A 25,359-nucleotide genomic window follows, 5' to 3' on the forward strand; every position below is an offset into this window, starting at 1 on the left:
GCCTACCCTCGACGTTTCAACTTGCGAAACACCCCTTTTTCCACCTTTTTCTCCTGCGGAACTTGGGTGCCAAGGGCCTGCAATTTATCCAGCAACGCTGAGGGAATGTGCACCTCGCAGGCTGCACGAAGCCGGGCCGAGGCGCGTCGTTGCCGCTCAATTTCCCTCCGGCATTCATCGCACTGCGCCACATGGATCTGCGCGCGCTCCCGCGCTTGGGGCATCAACTCCCCGTCCACATAGGCCGCAACGGCCTCCGGGCCTAGGTGGTCAACGGCGTGCAGCGTTTTGCGCACCGTTGCAAATTCGATGGATAGAAACCGCACTTGGTCAGCCATCACAACCCTCCTTAGCGCTGCAGCAACAACTGAGCATCCTCATTCGTTGCCGCTTGTGCCTCCAAGCTAGCACGCAGTTGGGAGCGGCCGCGGTGAATACGCGAACGCACGGTTCCCATCTTCACGCCGAGGGTGTCAGCGATCTCGTCATAACTCATGCCCACCACATCACAAAGCACAACTGCTACGCGGAAGTCAGGGGCGAGTTGATCCAGTGCCACCTGCAGCGCCGGGTCCAGGTGGGCCACGTTGTAGGCCTGCTCAGGTGACATTTCGTTGCCCGGCACGCGCTCGTAATCCTCCGGCAGGGACTCCATGCGGATCTTCTGGCGGTGACGCACCATGTCCAAAAACAGGTTGGTGGTGATGCGGTGCAGCCAGCCCTCAAAAGTCCCCGGCTGGTAGTTGTTCAGGGAACGGAACACCCGCATGAAGGTTTCCTGCGTGAGGTCCTCCGCGTCATGCTGATTGCCGCTGAGGCGGTAGGCCAAGCGATACACGGAATCTGCGTGTTCAGCCACCAACTCGCCCCAGGAAGGCATTTCAGCTTGTCCGGCATCAAATGCCGCGGTGCCGCTCAACTCGAGATCTGCTTGCATGTGCTCCATCTTGCCTGATGTATTTGGAGGCTTCCATTGAGAAACCTGCCAGTTTCCTGTCACTTACCCCCACAACACCTTAATACAGCGGTATATTCCCGCCATTAGCTAGACTTTCTTGGTGTGAGCGCACAACATCCAAGCGACGTACTTCGCGAATACATTGAATCCACCACCAGCCCCTCCCTGGAGGCGGCGCTTGAAGACGCAGCCGAGTTTGGCCTCCCCACCCCGGACGCCGCAACCGGCACCCTGCTGAGCTCCCTTGCGGCGCTCACCAAGGCATCCGGGGCGATCGCCGTCACCCCAACCGCCAGCGTGATAGGCCTCTACATGCTCGCAGGCATGGCGGAGGGCGGGATTCTCACCTGCATTGACCCCGAGGCGGACCACCAAAAGCGTGCTAAGGCCACGTTCCGCGACGCCGGATACTCCCCCTCCCGCGTGCGTTTTCTGCCTTCCCGTCCACTCGATGTGATGGGCAGGCTCGCACACGGAAGCTACAACCTGGTCTACGGCGAGATCGCACCGCTGGACCTCAAGGCCTTCGTGGACGCCGCACTCCCACTGCTCGCCCCTGGTGGCGCGATTGTGCTGGCAGACGCCCTGTTGGACGGCACGTTGGCGGATGAGACCCGCAAGGACCGGGACACCGTTGCCGCCCGCGAGGCGGATCAGTATTTCCAAACGCTCGAAGGCGTGCATGTGTCCCGCCTTCCAATCGGCGCGGGCACCACGCTCATCGTGAAGCCATAAAAAAATCCCCCTTGAAGGGGGATTTTTTGTCACACCGTCTGGTTCTTGCCAACTACCACCACGCCGCCTGGGCTGATGGCAAAGCGTTGGGCGTCACGGTCGCGGTCCACGCCAATCAGGGTGCCGTCGTTTACCACAACGTTTTTGTCCAAAATGCAGTGGCGCACCACTGCCCCCTTGCCAATGCGCACGCCAGGCATCAGCACGGAGCCTTCCACGGTGGCGCCCTCTTCCACAATCACGCCGGTAGAGAGCACCGAGTTGCGCACGGTGGCGCCTGAGATGATGGAGCCTTGGGCAACCATGGAGGACTGCGCAATGCCGCCTTGGACGAATTTCGCCGGAGGCAGCTCGCCGCCGTCAGTTGAGTGGATCGCCCACTTGCGGTTGTAGAGGTTGAACACTGGGTGCACGGAGATCAGATCCATGTGGGCCTCGTAGAAGGCGTCAATGGTACCGACGTCACGCCAGTAGCCGCGGTCGCGGTCGGTTGAGCCTGGGACTTCGTTATTGGAGAAGTCGTACACGTGGGCGTCGCCGCGCTTCACAAAGTAAGGGATAATGTCCCCGCCCATGTCATGGGTGGAATCGGGGTTGTTCTCGTCTTCCTTGAGGGCGTCCACCAGTGCCTTCGCGGTGAAAACGTAGTTACCCATGGAGGCGTAGGTGACCTCTGGGTCATCTGGGGTGCCTGGTGGATCTGCTGGCTTCTCCAGGAACTCGGTGATGTTACCGTGTTCGTCGGACTGGATGCAGCCAAATGCCGAAGCCTCGGAGCGGGGGACGCGGATGCCAGCCACGGAGACGGACTTGCCGGAGGCGATGTGCTCCTCGACCATCTGCTCTGGGTCCATGCGGTACACGTGGTCCGCGCCGAATACCAGCACGTAATCTGGCTGCTCGTCGTAAATCAAGTTCAGCGACTGCAGGATTGCGTCCGCAGAACCCTGGTACCACCTCTTGCCCAGGCGCTGCTGCGCTGGAACGGAGGCAATGTACTGGGAAGTAGGTCCGCTAAACTGCCACGCCTGAGAAATATGACGGTCCAGGGAGTGGGACTTGTACTGGGTCAGCACGCAAATCTTGAGGTATCCGGCGTTGACCAGGTTGGAAAGGACAAAGTCGATGAGTCGGTAATTTCCGCCAAAAGGCACTGCGGGCTTGGCGCGGTCCTCGGTGAGCGGGAAAAGGCGCTTGCCTTCACCGCCAGCAAGAACGATGGCTAGGGCATTGTATTGGTTCCTCACGCCACCAATGTAACTGGTATATGTGAGATGCGCAGGAGAAATGCAATTTAGATACTTAGAACACACATAAGCCCGCAATTGCGCTGTAACCTCGAGGGCATGAAAGTCGCAATGCTCACCAAGGAATACCCGCCGGAGATCTACGGCGGCGCAGGCGTCCACGTCACCGAACTCACTCGTTTTATGCGCGAAATTGCCCATGTGGACGTGCACTGCATGGGTGCTCCCAGGGATGAGAAAGACGTCTACGTCCATGGCGTAGACCCCATGCTCAAGGATGCCAACGCGGCGATCCAAACTCTTTCCACGGGTTTGCGAATGGCGGAGGCAACCGTCGGTGCTGATGTTGTGCACTCCCATACTTGGTACGCCGGATTGGGCGGCCACCTCTCCGCGCGCCTGCACGGCATCCCGCACGTGGTCACCGCCCACTCCTTAGAGCCGGATCGCCCGTGGAAGCGCGAGCAGCTCGGCGGCGGCTACGAGGTATCAAGCTGGTCCGAGCGCAACGCGATGGAGTACGCGGATGCGGTGATCGCTGTGAGCGCGAAGATGCGCGAATCCGTGCTGGAGGCCTACCCCCGGATCGACCCCGACCGCGTCAAGGTGGTACTCAACGGCATTGATACCGAGCTGTGGCAGCCCCGTGAGGGCCGCGGAGTTCTGGAGGAGCTCGGTGTGGACCTGGGCAAGCCCATCGTGGCTTTCGTCGGCCGCATCACCCGCCAGAAGGGCGTGGAGCACCTGGTGAAGGCCGCGGCGCACTTCGATGAGGACGTGCAGCTCGTGCTGTGCGCTGGCGCCCCGGACACCCCGGAGATCGCGGCACGCACCACGGCGCTGGTAGAAGAGCTACAGTCCAGGCGCAGCGGTATCTTCTGGGTCCAGGAGATGCTGAGCAGGGACAAGATCCAGGAAATCCTCTCCGCTGCCGAGGTCTTCGTGTGCCCCTCCATTTACGAGCCACTGGGCATCGTGAACTTGGAGGCAATGGCCTGCGGCACCGCGGTGGTGGCCTCCAACGTGGGCGGTATCCCCGAGGTGGTCCGGGACGGCTCAACTGGCTTGTTGGTGCACTACGACGAAGCCCAGCCGGAGGACTTTGAGCGTGAGATTGCGGAGAAGGTCAACCAGGTGGTTCGCGACACAGAACTCGCCCGTTCCTTCGGCCTCGCCGGCCGCGCCCGCGCTGTAGAGGACTTCTCCTGGGACGCAATCGCCCAGCAAACTGTGGATGTGTACAACTCCCTGCGTTAGGAAAGGAACCCCTATGGTCCACCGCCCCGAGCTTCACATCACCGCTGAGACCGGCGTCCTCGACGCACCCGCCGGACTCCTCCACGACGGCCAGGACTGGCACGTATTCCTGCAATTCCGGCCAAAGCTTTCCGACGCCGCCAGGTGGGGGCATCAGGTGAGCTCTGATGCGTACGGTTGGGAAGAATGCGACGACGTCCTTGCACCCCAAGGCGCGGAGACCCAGCTCCGGGCGGGGTCCGTGGTGGCTCGGGGCGATGTGGTGGACCTCTACTACACCTCCATCAGCGCCGAGGGTGCGTGCATCAAGGTAGCGTCCATCGAAGACCTGCCCGCCACCTGCGAGGAGGTCTCAAATGAAGCCTCGCAGCTCAGCGCGGTGGTTGGTGGGCACCACACGGCCGTTTCCGACCAAGCGGGGGTGGTGAATTTCCGCTCGCCATGCGTGGTTACGGATCATGAGAGCGGTTGGATCATGTTGGCAGTGGCGGGTAAGACCCCAAGCCTGCACATTTTGGAATCCTCAGACGGCCTGGATTGGCGCTACGCGGGACCGCTGGAGTTCAACGGCGAGACCGGGGTGCACGGAGAGATCGTTGCCCCTCGCGTTATTCGTCTTCGCGACCAAGTGGATGGGCAGATCTATGACATCTTGCTGATCACTGTGGAGATCAATGGCGTGGACCGCTCGGGCTACCTGGTGGGCCAGCTCGACGGCACCACGTTTGAGGTCACGCACGGTTTCGAGCGCATTGATTACGGCCATGACTTCACCCGCCCCCGAACGGCCACTGCAAACTTGGACCATACCCACCTATTTGGCTTGATGAACGGCGTTGGCCGCCTGGATGACCCCAGCACGCACAAGAGCTTGGCCGAGGAAGGATGGGCCAACTGTCTTTCCCTTCCCCGCAAGGTCACCCTTCAAGGTGGCAAGCTGTTCCAAACCCCGGCCGCTGGCCTAGTGTCCGCCATTGAGCAGGCGGATAACGCCGCCCTGTGGGTGGGCACGCTTGAGGTCCCCCAGGGCGAAGAAGTGCGAATTGAGTTGGTGGACTCGATCGGCCACACCGCAGCGGTGCTCGCCCACCGCGGTGACCTGCTCGAGCTCGATCGCGGCAATGACGCCGCAATCGCCCCACTGAGCGCTCCGGATACCCTCACCGTCATCGTGGACGGCTCCACGGTGGAGGTGTTTGCCGACGGCGGCCAGGTGTCCATGGCCAGCCGCGTCTATTTCAATGGCAGCATCGAGGAGTTCGTGGTCACCGCCTCCGACGGTGCAACAATTGAGCGCCGCAGCGAGAAGTTCTCGCGCGACGCTCGGTTGTCCCCCTGGGAAGGCCCTGTACGTTAGGCCTTGCGGAAGCGGGTGATCTTAGCCTTGGCCGTCACTTCCATGGTGGCAGGCAGGGCCGCAATGCGTTCCGCCAGGATGTCTGCGTGAATGTGGCGCGCAGAGGGGCTCATCCCGATCTGTGTGGCAATGGATTCCTGATCCAGGCGCATGGTGAACTCCACATCCTGTGGGGTGTCCACCGGTACCAGGTGTCCGGCTGCCTGTTCGATCATGCGCTGCACTTTGCCGCGTTCAACGTCAATGATTCCCAAAGGCTCGCGCAGTTCGCCAAGGTGCCCGGTGTCTGCGGTGAGCACCACCACTTCACCTTCCGGCTTGAGCACGCGAGCAAACTCGGCTGCGTTTCGCGGAGCGAACACCACCGCGATGGCGTCCACGGAGGAATCCTTGATGGGCAGCCGCGCCCAGGCGTCAGCAACCACAGCACCAACGCGCGGGTGGCACTTGGCCAGCAGTTTTGCCGCGGGCACGGAGACGTCCAACCCCACCCCACGGGAATCCTCAATGGAATCCAGTGCGTGAGAGAGGTAGTAACCGGTACCTGCGCCGATCTCCGCGATCACGGGAGCCTCACTGGTGTAGCTCAACGCCTCGGAAACTGCCTCCACAAACGGGGCAAAGTGGCCGCGAGAGAGGAAGGTTTCCCGAGCTTTGATCATCGAGGTGTCGTCACCTGAATAGCGCAGTCCGGCGCCGCCTGCCAAGGTGACGTACCCCTGCTTGGCTACGTCATAGCTGTGGCCGGTGGCCGAAACCACGCGGTTGTCCACCAGCTCGAGGTCTGATCCGTCGATGGGATCTGCAAGAACATCAATGATGTGTGAAAGCACTTAACTTGAAACCTCGGTGAGCAGTGCGCCGAGCTCAGCGGCCTCTTCATTGTTGAGCTCGATCACCAGGCGGCCACCTCCGTCAGTGGGGATGCGCATCACAATCTTGCGCGATTCGATAACCGCCTCCATAGGGCCGTTACCGGTGCGGGGCTTCATCGCTGCCATTCCAACTTTCCTTTCATCCACTAGCTCGATCCATACTACCCAACATGAGCCGCACGAGTTGCAGGGCCTGCAACCCCGCACCCCTCAACACGGGACAAAATGGTTGAAGCAACCACCTCAGCCATTGATCCAAGCTGCGCCAACGGCCGGTTCCGGTGCGCCCGGACACCGCAAGGGGCCTCTACCACGCTGCTGGGACCGTGCGCCTTGGCCACGTCGATGAGCAACCCAGCTTCCACACCGTATCCTGAGACAAAGGGCATAGTCAGGGCGGTGCTGCGGCGAATCGCGTACTCCCCTCCCAGGGGCTGGGAAATGTGGCTGAGTTCCGGGAAGAACATTTTGAGCAAGGGCTTTGCGGTGAGCTCGGTTACTCTGCCGCCACCCGAAGGCTCGCCATTCAGGGCTCGGGTGTATGCGGCTTTGACCATGTGGACGGTGGGGTCGCAAAAGGGGGCGGTGAGCCTGCTCACGATGTCTGGGGCGAAGCTGGTGAGGTCGGCGTCGATGAACACCACCACGTCGCCTCGCGCGGCCCACACCCCGCGCCATAAGGATTCCCCCTTGCCCGCCCAGACGGGATCCGGCAGGATGTCGCGCCAGTTTAAGACGGTGGCCCCGGCGCGGGAGGCTTCCGTGGCGGTGGCGTCGGTTGAGTCTGCATCGATGACGAGCACCTCGCTGGCCTGCGGGAGGACCGTGCGAACCACTTCCCCAACGGTGGCTTCCTCGTTGAGCGCGGGGATGATCACGCTGATATTCACGCAAGCCCCCGGGTGGTGTTCAAGGGTGCAACCTTGCCTTGGATTGCGGCGACCATACGGATCACATCCACCGTTTCGGCCACCTCGTGGGAGCGGAAGGCCGCCACGCCGTGCTGTGCCGCCCAGGCGGTTGCGGCCAGTGTTCCCGCAACGCGTTCGCGCACGGGGCGGTCCAGGGTTTCACCCACAAAGTCCTTGTTTGAAAGCGCCATCAGCACGGGCCAGCCGGTGGCCACCAACTCGTCAATCCGGCGCAGCAGCTCCAGGCCGTGGAAGGTGTTCTTGCCAAAGTCGTGCGTTGGATCGATCAAGATACGTTCCTCTGGCACACCACGACTGACTGCGAGCTCTGCCTGGCTGGTGGTCTCTTGGATGACCTGGGCCAAGAGGTCATCAAAGCGCACGCGGTGGGGCCTCGTGCGGGGAGTCACACCACCGGTGTGAGAGCACACATACCCCACTTGGTACTGCCCGGCCACGGCGGAAAGTTCGGGGTCGTGGCCCGCCCAGGTGTCGTTCACCAAGGTCGCGCCGGCCTGGATCGCCGCATCGGCTACTTCACTGCGCCAGGTATCCACGGAGATGGTGACGTCGGGATGCGCTGCGTGGACGGCCTGAATTACCGGGACAACCCGCTCGATCTCTTCGGAGGTGGTCACCACGGCGCCGGGGCCAGCTTTTACACCGCCGATATCCACGATCCCGGCACCCTGCGCGATCACATCCCCGGCGCGGGCCACGGCAAGGTCCAGGGAGTTGGTGGCGCCTTGGTCATAGAAGCTGTCTGGGGTGATGTTGACGATCGCCATCACCTGGGCAAGGTTATTTGTGGCGCTCAACGATGTACTCCACTGCCTCCTCCACGCTGTCCGTGAGCAGGAACAGGTCCACGTCCTTGGGGCTGATCATGCCCTCCTCTACGAGGCGGTCCTTGATCCACTCCACCAACGGCCCCCAGAATGTGGTGCCCAAGAGCACGATTGGGAAGTTGGTGACCTTGCCGGTCTGCACCATGCAGAGCACTTCAAACAGCTCGTCGAGTGTGCCATACCCTCCGGGGAGGCATACGAACGCCTGGGAATACTTGAGGAACATGGTTTTACGAGCAAAGAAGTAGCGGAAGTTCACGCCCAGGTCTACCCAGTTGTTGAGGCCCTGCTCCATCGGCAGCTCAATGCCCAGGCCAACGGACATGCCATCGTTTTCGCAGCATCCCCTATTGCCCGCTTCCATGAGTCCGGGGCCACCGCCGGTGATGACCGCGTACCCGGCGTCGGAAAGCTTCTTGCCCAACTGCATCCCCTGCTCATAGTAGGGGTGGCCCTCTTTGATGCGGGCGGAGCCAAAGACGGTGACTGCGCGCGGGAGCTCGGCGAGGGCGTCGAAGCCCGCTACGAACTCGCTTTGGATGCGCAGGACGCGCCAGGGGTCGGCGTGGAGCCAGTCGTGGTCCGCCTTGGTTTCCAGCAGGCGTTGGTCATACGTGCTGGATTTTGGTTCGCGGGTTTGGATCGGGCCGATGATGTTGCGATTGGTCATTTGCTCCCTTTCAGATATGCGATAAGGGTATCGGAGACTTCCGTAATCATCTCAACGGGGCATTGTTCGTCCCGCTTGTGGGCGTAGGAGGGATCTCCAGGGCCGAAGTTCAGCGCAGGGATCCCGAGCGCGGAAAAGCGCGCGACGTCCGTCCAGCCGTACTTCGCCCGGAACTCCCGCCCCTCCAGCAGCCCCTGCACCACAGGCGAGTCCAACCCCGGCCGCGCGCCTGGGACGGCATCGTCGATCTCGTAGCTCGTGCCCTCCGGCAGGTCCATCACTTCAAGCGCGTGCTGAATAGCCTCGTCCACGCTGCGGTGTGGGGCAAAGCGGTAGTTCACGAACATCCAGGCCTCATCGGGGATGGTGTTGGTGGCCACGCCGGATTCGCAGTGCACGATGTTCAGCCCCTCGTGGTAGAGGCAGCCGTCCACCTCGATCTCCTGCGCCTGGTAGGCCGCAATGTTGCTGATCACCGGTGCCAACAGGTGCATGGCGTTCGTACCGAGCCAACTGCGCGCAGAGTGGGCGCGCTCGCCATGGGCACTCACCCGAAACCGGATGGAGCCCTGGCAACCCGCCTCGATCATCGCCCCGGAAGGCTCCCCCAGCAGCGCGAGATCCCCCTGAAGCAGCGCAGGATCAATGTGCCCCAGGCCGTTGAACTCACTGGCAACCTCCTCGCCCTCGTATGCGATCAGGGTGAGGTCGTGGCGCAGCGCAGGATCATTGGCCAAGGTGGCAAAGGCGTGCAAATACACCGCGAGCCCAGATTTCATGTCCACGGTGCCGCAGCCGTGCAAAACGTTGCCTTCGCGTCTCGACGGCACATTATCTGCGATGGGCACAGTGTCCACATGCCCCGCCAGGATTACCCGGCTACCCAACCCCCGATGCGTGCGGGCCACTACCGTGTTCCCGTGGCGGATCACCTCCGCAAAAGGCTTAAGCGCCTCTTCAATAGCATCCGCGATTTCCTGTTCATGATGAGAGGGGCTTGGGATGTCCACCAGGGCGGCCGTGAGTGCAATTGGGCAGCTAGTGAGATCGAGCATGGTACGTAGCCTACCGTGTACTAGCATAAAATCCATGACAGTTCTGGGAGCTCATGCTATAGGTATTGCCAACATTGCGATGAACGGCACCGTACTGGACACCTGGTACCCAAGCCCGCAGCTCGACGTCAATCCAAGCTTCTCCGGCACCGAACGCCTCGGCGCCCAAGACCTCCCGGCCCGCCTGCTGTCCCTGGTCCGCCTGGATGAAGACCGCATGGTAGAGCAAGTGGCAGTCCGCACCACCATCGCGGACCTCAGCGAACCCCCTCAGGACGCCCACGATGTCTTCCTGCGCCTCCACCTGCTCTCACACCGCTTGGTGAAGCCCCACGACATCAACATTTCCATCTCCCACCTGCACCCCGTGGTGTGGACCAACAAGGGCCCTTGCCTTCCCGACAACTTTGAAGACGTGCGCACCTCCCTACGCTCCCGCGGGCTCATCCACGTGTACGGAATTGACCGCCTCCCCCGCATGGTGGATTACGTGGTGCCCTCCGGCGTGGAAATCATTGAGGCCGAGCGTGTGCGCCTCGGCGCCTACCTCGCACCTGGCACCCGAGTGCTGCGCGAAGGCTACGTCTCCTACAACGCCGGAACCCTAGGGGCCTGCCGGGTTGAGGGGCGTTTGTACTCGGGAATGCGGATTGGGTCCGGGGTGGACGTCGGAATCTCCGCCTCCCTTGTGCCCGGACAAGGGCAGATGACCGTAGGAAACGACTGTTCCTTCGGTGTTTCCTGCGCGGTGCTGGGCATCAACTTGGGCGACAACGTCCACGTGGGCAACAACGTGGTCCTGGACCCAGAAACACCGTTGTACTACGCCCACGACGGGCAAACCCTGCCCGCATCCTCGCTTGAAGGCCAGTCCAACTGGTCGATCAAAATTGAATCTGGCCAACCAGTGGCACGAGCAATCTAGGAACACTCATGAACCAACTCGGAACAGGCCTCAAGACCCGCCACCTCACCATGATGGGTCTCGGCTCCGCAATCGGCGCCGGGCTCTTCCTCGGCACCGGCGTAGGGCTCGCCGCCGCAGGACCCGCCGTCTTGATTGCCTACATGATCGCCGGGGCAATCGTGATCTGCGTGATGCAGATGCTGGGCGAGATGGCCGCGGCACGTCCAGCCTCCGGCTCCTTCTCCATCTACGCTGACCAAGCCTTTGGCCACTGGGCCGGCTTCTCCCTCGGCTGGCTGTACTGGTTCACCCTCATCATGGTGATGGGCGCGGAAATGACCGGCGCCGCCGCCATCATGGGTGCCTGGTTCGGCGTCTCCCCGTGGATTCCCGCACTCGTGTGCGTGGTGTTCTTCGCCGTGGTCAACCTGGCCAACGTGCGCGGCTTCGGCGAGTTCGAGTTCTGGTTCGCCTTCATCAAAGTGGCCGTGATCGTGGTGTTCCTCGTGGTGGGCGTGTACCTGATCTTCACCCAGGAGAGCTACTTCATGGCGGAGGGCTTCATACCGAACGGCATCCCCGGCGTAGCAGCGGGCTTGCTTGCTGTGGCCTTTGCCTTCGGCGGCATTGAGATCGTCACCATGGCCGCGGCGGAATCTGAAGCACCACGCAAGGCAATTGCCACCGCGATCCGCTCCGTGATCTGGCGCATCCTCGTCTTCTACTTGGGTTCCGTGCTGGTCATCGCATTCCTCGTGCCACCTAGCTCCCTCGGCGCAGCCGAGTCCGCTGCAGAATCCCCGTTCACCATCGTCCTCGGCATGGCCAACATCCCAGGCGTGGTGGGCCTCATGGAAGCAGTGATCGTCCTGGCGCTCCTCTCCGCATTCAACGCCCAGATCTACGGCACCTCGCGCCTCTGTTTTTCGCTTGCAGAGCGTTCCGACGCCCCCAAGGCGTTCCGTTCCCTCAGCGCCCAAGGGGTGCCCACCAATGCAGTGCTGCTGAGCATGTTCTTCGCGTTCGTTTCCGTGGGCCTGCAGTATTGGAACCCACCAGGATTGCTTACCTTCCTCCTCAACGCCGTGGGCGGCAGCCTCATCGTGGTATGGATCATGATCGTGCTGAGTTACCTCAAGCTGCACTCCAAACTTGAAGTCTCCACCGTACGCATGTGGGGTCACCCATGGCTGCCAATTCTCACCCTCGTGGCCATCGGCGCATTGGTCCTGCTCATGATCGCAGACCCAAGCACCAGGCCGCAGGTAATCTCTGTGGCGGTGCTGTTCGCCGGCATCGTTGGCCTCTCCTTCGCGGTAAAGTGACACCCATGACTATTGCAACAGGCTTTGCCACAATCTCCGACGGCGTTGTTCTTGACGCCTGGTACCCAAACCCCACCCTTGAGGAAACCACCAACACCGGCACCGAACTCGGCGCCTCCACCCGCGACGAGATCCGCGGCGTCGAGCGCGTAGAAATCCGCACCGAAATCGCGGACCTGAACGCCGCCCCAATCGACGCCTTTGACGCCTACCTCCGCCTCCACCTCCTCTCCCACCGCCTAGTCAAGCCACACGGCCTCAACCTCGACGGCGTCTTTGGCCTCCTCCAAAACGTCGTGTGGACCAACTACGGCCCTTGCAAGATCGAAGGCTTCGAGGAAGTCCGCGCTAAGCTACCAAACCTGACGGTTCACTTGATCGATAAATTCCCCCGCATGGTGGACTACGTCATCCCCACCGGCGTGCGTATCGGTGACGCAGACCGCGTTCGCCTCGGCGCCCACCTCGCCGAAGGCACCACCGTCATGCACGAAGGCTTCGTGAACTTCAACGCCGGAACCCTGGGCGCCTCCATGGTAGAAGGCCGCATCTCCGCCGGTGTTGTTGTTGGCGATGGCTCTGACGTAGGCGGCGGCGCCTCCATCATGGGCACCCTTTCCGGCGGCGGTAAAGAGGTCATCTCCATCGGCGAGCGCTGCCTACTCGGCGCAAACGCCGGAGTGGGTATCTCCCTTGGAGACGACTGCGTAGTTGAAGCAGGCTTGTACGTCACCGCCGGAACCAAGGTCCTGGTTGACGGCCAGGTGGTGAAGGCATCCGAGCTTTCCGGCGCCTCCAACCTCCTATTCCGCCGAAACTCCCAAACCGGCGCCGTGGAGGCCACCGGCTGGAAGCGCGAAGTGTCCCTTAACGAGGCACTTCATAAGAACTCCTAAACGCCCAGAGCTTATTGATGATGAAGTTCACCGGCATCGCCACCAAGATGGCAATCACCGAAGCCCAATAGAACTTGGTGCGGAAGCCGGTGGAATCATCAAAAATATCCGAAGGCAGGGCGAGCGGAGACTCTGGGTTCATCAACAGAGTCAGCGTTGCCAGATTCACCAGGAACGCTCCGACACCCGTGAGTAGGAATGGCAAGTAGCCACTCCACCACGAATTCTTGGCCTTGAAGGTCCACATTCGGTTGAGCTGGTAGTTCCACGTGTTTGCCACGATGAACGCGATGGTCATAAACACGTGGTACCAGCGAATGTGAAATGCAGAGCCAAACAGGTTCATGAACGGCTCATGCTCTGAATATGGGACGATCTTCTTTACTAAAACCACCACCACCAAATTCACCAGAGTTCCAGAGGCGCCAACGATGCCGAATTGCAGGAACTGCCTCAACGCGTTCATAGGCGCCCCGCCACAGCGGCGATGGCTTCATCTGTTTCAGTAAGCGCTGCCCTCACGAACTGCTGCTCCCCGTAAAACTCTCCAGGGGCAACCAAAATGCCACGCTCAGCCAACCAATTCACCGTCTCCCAGCAATCCTCGTTGCGAGTCATCCACAGGTACAGCCCAGCCTGCGAGTGATGAATCTCAAAACCAGCGTCATTAAAAGCCCTCATGAGCTTCGCACGGCGACTCGCATAACGGAGCTTTTGCGCTGCCTCCTGGGCGTCGTCGTCTAGCGCAGCGGCGAAGGCCGCCTGGATTGGCCCAGGCACCATAAGGCCGGCATGCTTACGCACCTCCGTGATCTTTGCGATCAGCTTTGGACAACCAGCCAAGAAACCTGCACGGTAGGACGCGAGGTTTGAGGTTTTGGACAGTGAGTTGATGGCGATGACGTTGGAGTAGTCTCCGTCGCACACCGCGAGCACGGACACGGCGGAATCCGACCAATCCAGCCCGAGGTAGCACTCATCCGAGGCCACCACGGCATCATGTTCTCGCGCCCACTCCACGACTGCACGCAGGCGCTCGGGGCTTGCCACCTCACCTGTAGGGTTGGACGGCGAATTGATGTAAATCAGCTTCGCGTCTGGGTCAAAGTCTGCCGGATCGTCAGCGCGCTGCACCTGCGCCCCAGCAAGGAGTGCTGAAACCTCGTAGGTAGGGTACGCAATCGTTGGAATAACAACCTTGGTTGAACGCAGAATCGTAGGCAGCCATGCGATCGCTTCCTTGGTACCAATGACCGGTAGCACGGACTCAACCTGCACACCGAAACGGCGATCAATAGCGCGAATCAGCGAATCTCGAAGTTGCGGGGTGCCGATGGTCTGGGGGTAGCCAGAAGCAGAGGCAGCCTCAGCGAGTGCGAGCTGGATGCCTGGGGCAACTGGATCTACCGGAGAACCGACCGAAAGGTTAATGATGCCGTCGGGATGTTGAGCTGCCTTCGCTTTTGCTGGTTCCAGGCGGTTCCAGGGAAAATCGGGCAACATGGGCTATGCCTGCGGAGGCAGCGCAGCTACCAATGGGGCGTCAAAGTCTTGTGGTCCGAGCTTAGCCGCTCCACCTGGGGAGCCGAGGTCATCGAAGAAGGCTGCGTTGGCATCGTTGTATTCGATCCACTCATCTGGGACGTCGTCTTCGTAGAAGATTGCTTCCACGGGGCATGCCGGCTCGCATGCACCACAGTCCACGCACTCATCTGGGTGAATGTAAAGGGCGCGCTTGCCTTCGTAGATGCAGTCCACTGGGCATTCTTCTACGCATGCGCGGTCCATGACATCAACGCAGGGCTGTGCGATTGTGTACGTCATTTCCTCTTCTTTCTCAATGATTTGATCGGACTTAACGATTCTAGCGGCTTGCGCGCATACATCCATACACGCCGCCTGCAATACCAAATAAAAGCAAGGCGATGGACCGGAAATTGGAGCCCAGCATGTTTCCCATAAGGAAGTAGCCGACGAGCCACACTCCAAGTGGAACCAATGCGAGCCTCGGGCTCCATAGCCATGCGGTTCGGCACAGCACCAGGTTGAAGAAGAAAGCCAACACGATGGTGAAAGGCACCGGCACTCCAGCGATCCATGTACCAAGGTAGACCACCTCCAGGAGCACCGAGATGGCCGCACCGATCGACAGCCAGAACAGCCCCATAAAGATCTCAGATGGTCGATGGTCCGTGGGCACCACTCGTTCAGTGACGTGACTCATAATATTCCCTCCGCAAGAGCGGTTGAGCGATGCGGTTGCTTAGCGCAAAGATCTCGTTTTCCACCATGAGCTGAGTCCGGTGCACGGCCATCGCCTGGGCTTTCTTTTTGAAGTCTGATTCTGAGAGCTCAATGCAAATGTCTGCTTCCGCAACGGAGGCGATCTCACCAGGTAGCGGCAAGCGCCAAGTTTTCGGAATGTTGTCCAATGTGACGTCCTCCAACACTGTCACCGCCCACCAAATGTTGGTGATGCCCAAGCGCTTCGCCGCCTCGTGGGTTATCTGATGCGCCTTGATGTGGTCCGGGTGGCCATAACCACCATCAGGTCCATAGGTGATGAGCAGGTCGGGTTGTGCGCTAAGGAGGATTTCTGTGAGCTGATCCACGGCTTCGGCACCCGCATTGGCAAACGCCCTCGGGTGATCGCTGACCACCATCCCCGAATCACGCCACCTCCCTACTCCGCCGAGGAAGGCCCCTTCACATCCTAGGATCTCTAATGATTGCTGCAGCTCCCAATATCGATAACCACCGAGCTGGTCGGCATCAACGAGTTGGGCGAGTTCTTCTGGGATCACTTCTCCTTCTTCACCCAGCGTGCAGGTAACCACGAGGACGTCATGACCTTGTGCCGCCATTTGCGCCAACAATCCGCCTGTCCAGAGTGCTTCGTCATCTGGGTGGGCGTGTACTGCTACAACCTTCATTGTTCCTCCGCGATCCATGTGTTGATATCCCCCTCCCCCGTTCGAACACCAGGACCAACTGCTCGGAGCCTTTGGTCAAGTGCTATAGGGGTCACGTAATGCTCGTTGCCGTTGATCATTGCCGCCACTTGGTCAAACTGCTCTGGCGACATATCCCCTGCAAGAGTCTGGGCGATTTCTTGGTCTGTCACTACATTGCAGAAACGCGCGAGGTTTGCTCCGCATTGCAATGCATTTACCGAAGGAGCTTCATACCACGTCATGATGGCGTCAACCTCCCCCGCTCTCAGCACTTGTCCGTAGAGACGTTGGGCGTCGGTAGAGACAAGCTCCGCCTCGAACCCTTGCTGCGTGAGGAGATCCACCACAGCTCTAGCCGCCTGTGCTGCAGCCGAATCACTCGGATCCACGCCGATCCGCACTGATCGCCCCTGCAACGTTGTGCCATTTGGATCGAACACCGTGTTCGCTTCAATCGGTGGCAGCACGATATCATTGGTGCGCCCAAGAGCGATTTGCGCTATGAGCTCGCGGTTTAGCAGATTCTGCAATTGGATTCGCTGATTGCGTTCGAGATTGCGGTTTGCAACGAGTTGCAAGGTGCGCCCACTGGAATAGGTACTAAGTTCGGTTTCCGGTAGTAGGGCAAGAGCCTGTTGCATAGTTTGCGTTGGAGTCACATCAACAGCATCAACTTGACCGGCCCGCAACAGATCGGCCGCCTGAGCCGCTGAGCGAATCTCGCGGAACTGAATCGTGTCATGATTCGCTGGTTTGGCACCCCAGAATCTGTCATTCCGGTTGATCGTGACAATCCCGCGTGCCCGGTCAAAATTGTCAAAAGAATAGCGCCATCCTGAAGCAGGGACTCCTGAATTCAGACTTGAACCGAAGTCTTCAATTGAATGGCTCGGCAGCAAATTGCGAAACAACACCGGCCAGTAGATCATTCTTTGTGAAAAATCCACCTCCACGGTTTTCCCCGAGTCCAAGGACCGTACATTGCTAATTGCCCGATATGGCGCGGCATCGATGACCCCTGGAGTCGTTGTCATCGCACGGTAGAGGAAACCGAAATCCTGTGCCGTTATCGGTGTTCCGTCACTCCATTGAGCCTCCGGCGCAATTTCATAGCGAATAGTCTGCACGATCTCTGCCTCCGACGGCTCCACTTCCTCCGCTGAGACGACAAGATCCCGATTTAACTCACCACCCTCAAACACACTGGGGAAAATGAGCTCCGCAAGCATGCGAGTAAACACCGAATCATCTTTTAGTAAATGAGGATTAAATCCCGAGGCCACGGGGTCAATTCCCAATGCCAAATCCACTCGAGTTTTCACTGGAGGCTCCACTGGCGCCGAGGAACTCGGCGAAGGAGCCTGCTCCTCCGCGAGTGGTGGCGGCCCAGGATTAGCAGCACAAGCCGTCAAAATGACGCCCGCGATGATGCCTGCCAAAAGCACGCGGAATGAACGCATTCTCATGATCCTTCAGTGTAGTGCTTCCAAAATCATCCATCAGACACCAGATATCGGTGCCAGGCTGGGAGTTTGCGCTAAGTTTCCCCCAACCCCTTTACGCCACACGTTCGATGAGTTAAGATTAGCCCACACGTTCGAAATGCGCAAGCACTCACTGCACTTCAACGAAACAGGGGGAAACATGACTCAAACCATTGTTCCAATACGAACTTACTATGCTCTTGAAGCAGAAGACTCCGCAGTCGCCTCTACGCAAAGAAGCATCAATAAACTGACATATTCGCTGTTCATGGACTTCATAAAGGAGGGTAAGGATCAAGATTTTCCAGCCCTTGCGGCAATACTTTCCGCTCAGACAGGTGCCACGCGGCACCGCGTCAAGCAAATCATGCAAGCTCTCCTAGTTGTCTCCGACCTAGAGAATGTACGTTCGTACATTGAACAGACTTGGATTCTGGATTTAGGTCGAATCATCGCCATCGGAGAAGCGGCTGGAGGCCTTGCTCGCGAGCTGTACCCCGAGTACGACGCCGCCGTCAGGCACTTCTTGGAACCTACTTCACCAATGCAGGCACTCCCAGGTCCAAGAACATTTGCCGAACGCTGCAGGACAATCAGGCAAGTCATCGAACCGCTTCCCGACGCAGGCAAGGCGGGCTCAGCGCAGCGAATCTCCTTCCGAGCTGCGAAAAGTGGGAGCAATGTGATTTGCGAGGCCAGCCTCGATCCTGTCACCGCCAAGCTCTTTGAGAAGACGCTAGCCAAGCTACAAGCAAGGCACGACTGCACCCCGGTGGAGGCGCTGAATCACCTGCTCCACGAGCGCGCCGATATCTCAGTGAAACTTCACCTCTTCCAACCACAAGGAGATGATGTGGTTCACTGCGAAAACTATTCTTTCTATCCCCGTGATGCATACACGTATGCGCGCTCAAGAAAGAAATCTGAAGCAAATGGTTACCACTTCAGCGAGCGGCAACGTGCGGAAATCCAAGCCCGGGATGGAGTATGCCGATTCCCTGGGTGCGACAACAGCGCTTGGAACTCCGACATCGACCATGTGGTGCCCTACAACGATGGCGGTAAGACAACCCCCGAGAACGCCCAGTGTCTGTGTCGGGCACACCATCTTTTGAAGACTCGGAAAATCGTCTCTTGCGAAATTGACCCAAATACCTTCGACACAAAGTGGGTGATGCCCGACGGCAGCATTATGTACACCCAGCCGCAAGGCCCGCTTGCTCCGGCGTTGAGGAGAAACGCCTACACGCTGGAGCAAATGCGCGGCAGGTATGAAAAATGGGCGGCAGCCCAAAAAGCCGCCTAGCCCTTGTTGCGAGCCTTTTCGCGAGAGCGCGCACGTGCACGCTCGGTTGCGTTAAGGATCACTTTCCGAACTCGGAGAACATCTGGAGTGACCTCCACACATTCGTCCTGCCCACAGAATTCCATGGCCTCATCCAAGGAGAGCACATGAGCCTTCGCGAGAGTCACAGTTGCGTCTGCAGTAGCAGAGCGCATGTTCGTGAGCTTCTTTTCCTTCGTGATATTGACATCCATGTCTTCATCACGGTTGTTGGCGCCCACAACCATGCCCTCATAGGCTTCCAGGCCTGGTTCCACGAAGAAGGAACCGCGGTCCGCAAGCTGCTGCAGGGCGTATGCCGTGATCTGACCGGAGCGGTCTGCAACCAGGGAGCCAGTGGCACGGTCCTTGATTTCGCCTGCCCATTCACGAGGATCGATGGAGTAGGAATTTGCAATACCTGCGCCACGAGTCTCGGTGAGGAAAGTGGTACGGAAGCCGATCAAGCCACGAGCCGGGACGTCGAACTCCATACGCACCCAGTCACCGGACAGGTTTGCCATGGAGGTCATGATGCCCTTGCGGTTAGCCATCAACTGCGTCACCGCACCCTGGTATTCGGACGGAGTATCAATCACCATGTGGTCGAAAGGCTCGAAGACCTTGCCGTCCACAATGTGGGTCACCACCTGTGGCTTACCTACGGTGAGCTCGAAGCCTTCTCGGCGCATCGTCTCAACCAGAACGGAAAGAGCCATTTCGCCGCGGCCTTGAACCTCCCAGGCATCTGGACGCTCAGTAGGGAGCACACGGATGGAGACGTTACCGATCAACTCTTGATCAAGACGCGCCTTCACCACGCGAGCGGTCAGCTTGTCTCCGCCACCGCGGCCGGCAAGAGGAGAGGTATTCACGCCGATGGTCATGGAAATCGCGGGCTCATCAACGGTGATCCGCGGCAACGCAACAGGGTTCTCCACGTCCGCCAGGGTGTCACCGATCATGATGTTGTCAATACCCGAAATCGCAGCGATGTCACCGGCGATCATCTCTTCATCGGTGGACTCGCGAGACACACCAACGGTCTTCAGCAGTTCCGCGATCTTAACATTCTTGACGTGCTGGTTGCCCTCGTCGTCATAGTGAATCCAGGCAACTTGCTGGCCCTTTTTCAAGGTGCCGGCGTGAATGCGCACGAGTGCGATACGGCCCAGGAAGGAGGAAGAGTCAAGGTTAGTCACGTGTGCCTGGAGAGGGGCATCAACGGTTGCCGAGGGTTCTGGGAGTGCATCGTAGATAACGTCAAAGAGTGCAGTCAGATCTGCAGCGTCTGGAACGTTGCCATTTCCAGGATTCTCCACGGAAGCCTTGCCCTCACGCCCCGAAGCGTACAAAACAGGCAGGTCCAAAAGCTGCTCAGCCGCCTCTGCCGCCTCTGGATCATCGAGCGAAGAGGCGAGTTCCAGCAGGAGATCCTGTGCTTCCTCCACCACTTCATCAATGCGCGCATCAGGGCGGTCGGTTTTGTTCACCACGATGATCACTGGCATCTTCGCCGCAAGCGCCTTGCCCAGCACAAAGCGGGTTTGCGGAAGTGGCCCCTCAGAAGCATCGATCAGGAGAACCACGCCGTCCACCATGGACAGGCCACGCTCAACCTCGCCACCGAAGTCCGCGTGCCCTGGGGTGTCGATCACGTTGATCACAAGATCAGCGCCATCTTTGCCCATGCCCTTGCGGCGGATAGCGGTGTTCTTAGCAAGGATGGTGATGCCCTTTTCCTTTTCCAGGTCACCGGAGTCCATCACTCGGTCGGTCACTTCACCGCGGTCTCCGAAAACACCGGATTGTTCCAGCATTGCGTTTACCAGCGTAGTTTTGCCATGGTCAACGTGAGCGACGATTGCTACGTTGCGAAACTCAGGGTGAATATGCATTAGCAAAACACTACTGCACATCACGCCTTTATGCACGTCTTGTAACGAAATGATCACGGAGTTCGATCTAAGGAATAGCTTGACATAGAAACTGAAGTTACTAAAGTAAACCCGTGTGACAGGAGTATATTTGAAGCGTCTATGCATCGCCGCGCTACTGCTACTTCCAGCAACCCCGGCTCAAGCAGCGCCGCTCCTTGATGAACTCGGCCGCCCAGCGCCACATATCCTAGAGCAGCTCCCACCACCTATTGCGGACTTCTTCAGAGGCACAGGTGGCGGTGTCCCAATGCCGGAAAACGCTCCTCAATTCACACAGTTCTATTGGCCAAGCCTCGGCCTGGGATGCATCGAGGGCGGAAATGCAGTCGCTTCCACCATCGCAGTTCCCGGCCCCGCCGAAATCCCACTTCCGGGCGCCAAGGCCGGTGAAACTACCTTTGTGTTCACCGCGCTCGGCACTCCCCCAGCTCAGGGGCCGCAAGATATGAATGTCCACTGGTTCAATATCAACACCTTGCAGTATGGGCGCACCGAGTTGGAATTCCACGGGATCAATCCTGAAGGGCCCATCACTTTGTCAGGCACGGCAGCAACAGGCCATGGCACCGTGATCGCGCTTGCAGAAGGCGCAGCGAATCAATGTTCTTACCTTCCCACCGCAGCTTTGTTCGAGGTGAAATAATGCATCCAGTGAAGCAAGAGACTTTTGATGTCAAAGCCCTCACGAACACGGATCCTAAAGGCTTCCTGCGCGAGGTAGATAGCTTCAAAGAAACTGAATTCGGCCTGTATATGGCCCGGGGCGCAAACCACCCGAATTTTGGCTACTTGGAAAGCTGGCTGCTGCCGGAACTCGGTTTGCGGGTGAATGTGTTCCACTACCGTGAAGGCATTGACCGCGAAGACCTCTACATAGACGTAGCTGACATCCGCGAAGTCGATGGCAAGTGGACCACCAGGGATCTGTATGTGGATCTTGTGTGGCGAGCAGGGGGCGCTGTGGCGGTCCAGGATATTGATGAGCTCGCTGCCGCCACCTCCGCCGGTTTGATTAGTGCGGAGGAGGCAGAGCGAGCTATTGAGACCACCCTAAACGCAGTGGAAGGGATTATTCGCCATGGGGATGATCCCATGGCGTGGCTCCGCTCCGTAGGCGTTGACCTGCAGTGGGCCGAAAGCGTGGAGCTTATAGATCCAAGCTAAGGCCTGGTACTGCGTTGATCAGGTCTTGGGTGTACTTCTGCTGAGGGTTGGCAAAGAGCTCGTCGGCGGTATTTTGCTCTACTACCTTGCCCTTTTCCATTACCACTACTTCATCTGCGGTTTGGCGCACCACGGCAAGGTCGTGGGTGATGAAGAGGTAGCTCAAAGAGAGCTCACTCTGGAGCCCTGCAAGGAGTTCCAGGATCTGGTTTTGCACGAGCACGTCCAGGGCGGATACGGCTTCGTCGAGCACAATCACTTCTGGGTTAAGTGCGAGCGCGCGGGCTACAGCGATGCGTTGGCGTTGACCACCGGAAAGTTCGTTGGGGTAACGTCGCATTGCTGATCGGGGCATGGCAACCATGTCGAGGAGCTCTGCAACTCGTTTCTCGCGCGCCTTCCGGTCCCCTACCTTGTGCACCACGAGGGGTTCCTCGATGCAGCGGAAAATAGAGTACATGGGATCCAAGGAACCGTAGGGGTTTTGGAACACCACTTGGAGTTTGCGGCGCATTTCGAAGAGTTGCTTCGAGTTGAGCGTCGAAAGGTCGGTGCCTTTGTAGTACACCTTGCCGGAGGTGGGTTCCAGCAGGTTAAGGATCATGTTGGCCACGGTGGATTTGCCGGAACCAGACTCCCCCACCACAGCCAAGGTGGTGCCCTGCTTAAGTCCGAAGGACACGTTGTTCACCGCACGCAGGTCTTTGAAGTCTTTGGTGAGATTCTCCACACGGATAACCTCCTGGCCAGCGGTTCCGTGGGTCAGGAGCTCGTTGGACTCCAGGCCCTTTTCCTGCGCAGATTGGATGCGCGCGGAGGCAAGGGATGGAGCGGCTTTCACGAGGCGCTGGGTGTATGGGTGGCGTGGGTCGCGCAGAATCTCTAACGACGGCCCCTGCTCCACAATGCGCCCGCGGTGCATCACTACCAAGTGGCTTGCTCGTTCCGCCGCCAGGCCGAGGTCGTGGGTGATGAACAGCACTGCCGTGCCGAGTTCTTCGGTGAGACCCTCGAGGTGATCGAGGATGCGCTTTTGCACGGTCACGTCCAGGGCGGAGGTGGGCTCGTCGGCGATGAGGAGCTTTGGCCGCGCAGCCAAGCCCATGGCGATGAGCGCACGCTGACGCATGCCGCCGGAGAATTCGTGAGGGTACTGCTTTTCACGGCCCTTCGGGAGGCCTGCCTCTTCCATGAGTTCGGCCACGCGCTTGTTGTGGTCGCCTTCCACACGGTTGGCGCGCAGGGCTTCCTTGATTTGGGTACCAACGCGCCACACGGGATTGAGGTTGCTCATTGGGTCCTGAGGCACGAGGCCGATCTGGTTGCCTCGGTACTCTTTCATGTCCTTGAGGTGGGTGATGTCCTTGCCCTCAAAGAGGATTTGGCCGCCCGTGACCTTGCCGTTGCCTGGGAGCAGGCCGATGAGCGCCATGGCGGTGGTGGATTTGCCGGAGCCGGACTCGCCCACGATCGCCACGGATTGGCCTGGGTAAATGGTGAGGTTGACGCCACGCACGGCATCCACGGTGCCGGTGGTGGAGCTGAAGGAGACCTTCAGGTCCTTGATTTCTACGAGTGGGTTCATTTCTTCCTCGCCTTAGGGTCCAGGGCGTCGCGAACAACGTCGCCCATCATGATGAAGCTCAGCACGGTCACGGCAAGCGCAACAGCGGGATAGAAGAGCACCATGGGTTGGCTACGCAGAGAGGTCTGCGCCTTTGCGATGTCGCCGCCCCAGCTCACCACGCTCGGAGGAAGGCCAATACCCAGGAAGGATAGGGTGGCTTCTGCAACGATAAAGGTACCCAGCGCCACCGTTGCGTACACGATGATTGGCGCTGCCGCGTTGGGCAGGATGTGGGAAGTAAGAATCTTCCACTTGGAGGCACCAACCGCGCGGGCGGCGGTGACGAACTCCTCGTTCTTGGTGGCCATCACGGCGCCGCGGGTAATACGGGCGATGTTGGTCCAGCCGAAGAGTGCCAAGATCACCACCACGGTGACGATCGTGCGCGACTCCTTGAACATCTGCATCACCACGATTGCCGCGAGCACCAGCGGCACGGCAAAGAAGATGTCCGTGAGGCGAGACAGCAGGGAGTCGAGGATGCCACCGAAGTATCCAGCCAACGCGCCCACCGTGGTACCGATCAGCACAACAGCGATGGTGGTGAGCACACCCACGGCTACCGACGCACGCGCGCCGTAGATGGTGCGGGCGTAGATATCGCAGCCTTGGCGGTCAAAGCCAAACGGGTGACCGTCGGTAGGCGAATTCAAGGAGTTGTTGAGCTCGCAGAAGTTGGGATCCGTAGAGGTGAACAACTGCGGGACCAGTGCCAGCAGCAGTGCGATCAGGATCAATGTTGCGGATACCCAGAACAGGGGGCGGCGGCGCAAGGTTTTCCAGGCCTCGCCCCAGACTGAGGTGGGGGCTGACTCGTCGGCGACGGCGTCTACGGCACCCAAGCCGGTTTCATCTGTTTCAGCTACAAAGCGTTCACTATGCATAACGAATCCTTGGGTCCAGAACTGCGTAGATCAAGTCCACGAGCAAGTTCGCAACGATATACACGATCACGAGGACGGTGGTGAAGGACACCACTGTGGTGGGCTCGCCCTTGATGATTGCCTGGTAGATGGTGCCGCCCACGCCGTTGATGGCAAAGATGCCCTCAGTAACGATGGCGCCGCCCATGAGGGCGCCGAGGTCGGCACCAAGGAAGGTGGCCACTGGGATCATCGAGTTTCGGAGGACGTGGCGGGTGGTCACGGCGCCGTTGCTCAGACCCTTTGCTCGAGCGGTCCGAACGTAGTCCGCGCGGAGGTTTTCACTCACGGACTGCCTGGTCAGACGCACCACGTAGGCGAAGGACAGCGCGCCGAGCACAATCGCCGGCATGAGCAAACTCTTAAATGAAACGTTGGAGCCCACCGTGACGGGCAGCAGGCCCCACTTCACACCAACGAAGTACTGGAACACGAAGCCAATCACGAAGGAAGGCACGGCGATCACGATCAGGGAGGTTACCAAGACTGTGGAGTCAAAGATTCCACCGCGGCGTACACCGGCGATCACGCCGAAAATCACGCCGAATACCGCCTCAAAGACCAACGCCATTGCTGCCAGACGGAGCGTCACCGGAAAGGCGTTCGCCATCGCCTCAGCCACTGGGCGGCCTGAGAAAGTGGTACCAAAGTCCAGCATGAAAATGCCCTTGATGTAGAGCAAGTACTGCACGATAAATGGTTTGTCGAGGTTGTACTCTTCCATGATGCGTTGACGTGCAGCTTCGGTGAGGCCGCGGTCGCCACCAAGTGCCTCGACGGGGTCACCGGGCATGAGGAAGACGAGTGCGTAGAGCAGGAGCGTCGCGCCGAAGAAGACCGGAATCATCTGGAGCAGGCGCCGCCCAATGTAGCGCAACATTGTGGTGATCTCTTTTCTGGGT

General features: G+C 59.4%; 28 protein-coding genes. 9 read left to right on the top strand and 19 right to left on the bottom strand.

Features of this window, described 5'->3' with window-relative positions; all coding sequences use genetic code 11:
* Positions 1–2: 2 nt before the first annotated feature.
* Together NQ050_RS02425 and sigE are read right to left on the bottom strand one after the other, a co-directional pair.
* Positions 3–338 (bottom strand): zf-HC2 domain-containing protein, encoded by a 336-nt coding sequence (locus NQ050_RS02425; protein ID WP_257037676.1) that lies wholly within the window; start codon positions 336–338, stop codon positions 3–5.
* Positions 339–349: 11 nt separating this feature from the next.
* On the bottom strand, positions 350–946 hold the full coding sequence (gene sigE, locus NQ050_RS02430) for an RNA polymerase sigma factor SigE (RefSeq protein WP_257037677.1): 597 nt from the start codon (positions 944–946) through the stop codon (positions 350–352).
* Between the two features lie 114 nt (positions 947–1,060).
* On the opposite strand from sigE, the gene NQ050_RS02435 reads away from it, so the two are divergent.
* Entirely contained in the window at positions 1,061–1,693 is a 633-nt protein-coding gene (locus NQ050_RS02435) for an O-methyltransferase (RefSeq protein ID WP_257037679.1), read from the top strand.
* 29 nt (positions 1,694–1,722) lie between these two features.
* On the opposite strand, the gene glgC is transcribed toward NQ050_RS02435, so the two are convergent.
* Entirely contained in the window at positions 1,723–2,949 is a 1,227-nt protein-coding gene (gene glgC / locus NQ050_RS02440) for a glucose-1-phosphate adenylyltransferase (protein ID WP_257037751.1), read from the bottom strand.
* A 90-nt stretch (positions 2,950–3,039) separates the two neighbouring features.
* Between glgC and glgA the strand changes: the two genes are divergently transcribed.
* The gene (gene glgA / locus NQ050_RS02445) at positions 3,040–4,197 is read left to right on the top strand and encodes a glycogen synthase (protein WP_257037680.1); all 1,158 of its coding nucleotides are present in this window, start codon (positions 3,040–3,042) and stop codon (positions 4,195–4,197) included.
* Positions 4,198–4,210: 13 nt separating this feature from the next.
* The gene (locus tag NQ050_RS02450; RefSeq protein WP_257037681.1) at positions 4,211–5,554 is read left to right on the top strand and encodes a GH32 C-terminal domain-containing protein; all 1,344 of its coding nucleotides are present in this window, start codon (positions 4,211–4,213) and stop codon (positions 5,552–5,554) included.
* On the opposite strand, the gene NQ050_RS02455 is transcribed toward NQ050_RS02450, so the two are convergent.
* From NQ050_RS02455 to dapE, 6 genes are read right to left on the bottom strand one after another with little or no spacing between them, the layout of a single operon-like run.
* Positions 5,551–6,387 carry a methyltransferase domain-containing protein gene (locus NQ050_RS02455; protein ID WP_257037682.1) on the bottom strand — a complete coding sequence of 279 codons (837 nt, stop codon included), beginning with the start codon at positions 6,385–6,387 and terminating at the stop codon, positions 5,551–5,553. The two genes, NQ050_RS02450 and NQ050_RS02455, sit on opposite strands and share 4 nt — an antisense overlap.
* On the bottom strand, positions 6,388–6,555 hold the full coding sequence (locus tag NQ050_RS02460; RefSeq protein ID WP_257037683.1) for a DUF3117 domain-containing protein: 168 nt from the start codon (positions 6,553–6,555) through the stop codon (positions 6,388–6,390).
* Between the two features lie 35 nt (positions 6,556–6,590).
* Positions 6,591–7,319, bottom strand: coding sequence for a glucosyl-3-phosphoglycerate synthase (locus NQ050_RS02465; RefSeq protein WP_257037684.1), 729 nt, complete (start codon positions 7,317–7,319; stop codon positions 6,591–6,593).
* The gene (gene folP, locus NQ050_RS02470; protein ID WP_257037753.1) at positions 7,316–8,128 is read right to left on the bottom strand and encodes a dihydropteroate synthase; all 813 of its coding nucleotides are present in this window, start codon (positions 8,126–8,128) and stop codon (positions 7,316–7,318) included. The genes NQ050_RS02465 and folP overlap by 4 nt, the downstream gene beginning before the upstream one ends.
* Before the next feature lie 13 nt (positions 8,129–8,141).
* Positions 8,142–8,858 carry a TIGR00730 family Rossman fold protein gene (locus tag NQ050_RS02475; protein WP_257037685.1) on the bottom strand — a complete coding sequence of 239 codons (717 nt, stop codon included), beginning with the start codon at positions 8,856–8,858 and terminating at the stop codon, positions 8,142–8,144.
* Positions 8,855–9,913, bottom strand: a complete 1,059-nt coding sequence (gene dapE / locus NQ050_RS02480) for a succinyl-diaminopimelate desuccinylase (RefSeq protein ID WP_257037686.1) — start codon at positions 9,911–9,913, stop codon at positions 8,855–8,857. The genes NQ050_RS02475 and dapE overlap by 4 nt, the downstream gene beginning before the upstream one ends.
* Before the next feature lie 34 nt (positions 9,914–9,947).
* On the opposite strand from dapE, the gene NQ050_RS02485 reads away from it, so the two are divergent.
* From NQ050_RS02485 to dapD, 3 genes are read left to right on the top strand one after another with little or no spacing between them, the layout of a single operon-like run.
* Positions 9,948–10,838: a DapH/DapD/GlmU-related protein gene (locus NQ050_RS02485; RefSeq protein WP_257037688.1), complete on the top strand. Its 891-nt coding sequence runs from the start codon at positions 9,948–9,950 to the stop codon at positions 10,836–10,838.
* Positions 10,839–10,846: 8 nt separating this feature from the next.
* Complete coding sequence (locus NQ050_RS02490; protein WP_257037689.1) at positions 10,847–12,145, top strand: amino acid permease; 1,299 nt, start codon at positions 10,847–10,849, stop codon at positions 12,143–12,145.
* 5 nt (positions 12,146–12,150) lie between these two features.
* On the top strand, positions 12,151–13,041 hold the full coding sequence (dapD, locus tag NQ050_RS02495) for a 2,3,4,5-tetrahydropyridine-2,6-dicarboxylate N-succinyltransferase (RefSeq protein WP_257037691.1): 891 nt from the start codon (positions 12,151–12,153) through the stop codon (positions 13,039–13,041).
* Here dapD and NQ050_RS02500 read toward each other — a convergent pair.
* From NQ050_RS02500 to NQ050_RS02525, 6 genes are read right to left on the bottom strand one after another with little or no spacing between them, the layout of a single operon-like run.
* The gene (locus NQ050_RS02500; RefSeq protein ID WP_257037692.1) at positions 13,013–13,507 is read right to left on the bottom strand and encodes a GtrA family protein; all 495 of its coding nucleotides are present in this window, start codon (positions 13,505–13,507) and stop codon (positions 13,013–13,015) included. The genes dapD and NQ050_RS02500 overlap by 29 nt on opposite strands.
* Positions 13,504–14,544 (bottom strand): succinyldiaminopimelate transaminase, encoded by a 1,041-nt coding sequence (gene dapC / locus NQ050_RS02505; RefSeq protein ID WP_257037693.1) that lies wholly within the window; start codon positions 14,542–14,544, stop codon positions 13,504–13,506. Before dapC ends, NQ050_RS02500 begins: the two co-directional genes overlap by 4 nt.
* Before the next feature lie 3 nt (positions 14,545–14,547).
* Positions 14,548–14,865: a ferredoxin gene (gene fdxA, locus NQ050_RS02510; protein ID WP_257037694.1), complete on the bottom strand. Its 318-nt coding sequence runs from the start codon at positions 14,863–14,865 to the stop codon at positions 14,548–14,550.
* Positions 14,866–14,905: 40 nt separating this feature from the next.
* Complete coding sequence (locus tag NQ050_RS02515; RefSeq protein WP_257037695.1) at positions 14,906–15,265, bottom strand: hypothetical protein; 360 nt, start codon at positions 15,263–15,265, stop codon at positions 14,906–14,908.
* Positions 15,249–15,974, bottom strand: a complete 726-nt coding sequence (gene mshB / locus NQ050_RS02520; RefSeq protein WP_257037696.1) for an N-acetyl-1-D-myo-inositol-2-amino-2-deoxy-alpha-D-glucopyranoside deacetylase — start codon at positions 15,972–15,974, stop codon at positions 15,249–15,251. Before mshB ends, NQ050_RS02515 begins: the two co-directional genes overlap by 17 nt.
* A complete protein-coding gene (locus NQ050_RS02525) occupies positions 15,971–17,455 on the bottom strand; it encodes an ABC transporter family substrate-binding protein (protein ID WP_257037697.1) in 1,485 nt (494 codons plus the stop codon). The genes mshB and NQ050_RS02525 overlap by 4 nt, the downstream gene beginning before the upstream one ends.
* A gap of 184 nt (positions 17,456–17,639) precedes the next feature.
* On the opposite strand from NQ050_RS02525, the gene NQ050_RS02530 reads away from it, so the two are divergent.
* Positions 17,640–18,785, top strand: a complete 1,146-nt coding sequence (locus tag NQ050_RS02530; RefSeq protein WP_257037698.1) for an HNH endonuclease signature motif containing protein — start codon at positions 17,640–17,642, stop codon at positions 18,783–18,785.
* On the opposite strand, the gene typA is transcribed toward NQ050_RS02530, so the two are convergent.
* On the bottom strand, positions 18,782–20,701 hold the full coding sequence (typA, locus tag NQ050_RS02535; RefSeq protein WP_257037699.1) for a translational GTPase TypA: 1,920 nt from the start codon (positions 20,699–20,701) through the stop codon (positions 18,782–18,784). The two genes, NQ050_RS02530 and typA, sit on opposite strands and share 4 nt — an antisense overlap.
* Before the next feature lie 115 nt (positions 20,702–20,816).
* Here typA and NQ050_RS02540 point away from each other — a divergent pair, with 115 nt between their 5' ends.
* Positions 20,817–21,386, top strand: coding sequence for a hypothetical protein (locus tag NQ050_RS02540; RefSeq protein ID WP_257037700.1), 570 nt, complete (start codon positions 20,817–20,819; stop codon positions 21,384–21,386).
* Entirely contained in the window at positions 21,386–21,907 is a 522-nt protein-coding gene (locus NQ050_RS02545) for a DUF402 domain-containing protein (RefSeq protein ID WP_257037701.1), read from the top strand. Before NQ050_RS02540 ends, NQ050_RS02545 begins: the two co-directional genes overlap by 1 nt.
* On the opposite strand, the gene NQ050_RS02550 is transcribed toward NQ050_RS02545, so the two are convergent.
* The 3 genes from NQ050_RS02550 to NQ050_RS02560 are packed head-to-tail and all read right to left on the bottom strand — an operon-like array spanning position 21,891 to position 25,337.
* Positions 21,891–23,492 carry an ABC transporter ATP-binding protein gene (locus NQ050_RS02550; RefSeq protein WP_257037703.1) on the bottom strand — a complete coding sequence of 534 codons (1,602 nt, stop codon included), beginning with the start codon at positions 23,490–23,492 and terminating at the stop codon, positions 21,891–21,893. The genes NQ050_RS02545 and NQ050_RS02550 overlap by 17 nt on opposite strands.
* Entirely contained in the window at positions 23,489–24,418 is a 930-nt protein-coding gene (locus NQ050_RS02555; RefSeq protein WP_257037704.1) for an ABC transporter permease, read from the bottom strand. The genes NQ050_RS02550 and NQ050_RS02555 overlap by 4 nt, the downstream gene beginning before the upstream one ends.
* Positions 24,411–25,337: an ABC transporter permease gene (locus tag NQ050_RS02560; protein WP_257037705.1), complete on the bottom strand. Its 927-nt coding sequence runs from the start codon at positions 25,335–25,337 to the stop codon at positions 24,411–24,413. The genes NQ050_RS02555 and NQ050_RS02560 overlap by 8 nt, the downstream gene beginning before the upstream one ends.
* Positions 25,338–25,359 lie beyond the last annotated feature (22 nt).

It is taken from the genome of Corynebacterium sp. 122RC1 (assembly GCF_024580955.1).
In the GTDB taxonomy this organism is placed as follows: Bacteria; Actinomycetota; Actinomycetes; order Mycobacteriales; family Mycobacteriaceae; genus Corynebacterium; species Corynebacterium kozikiae.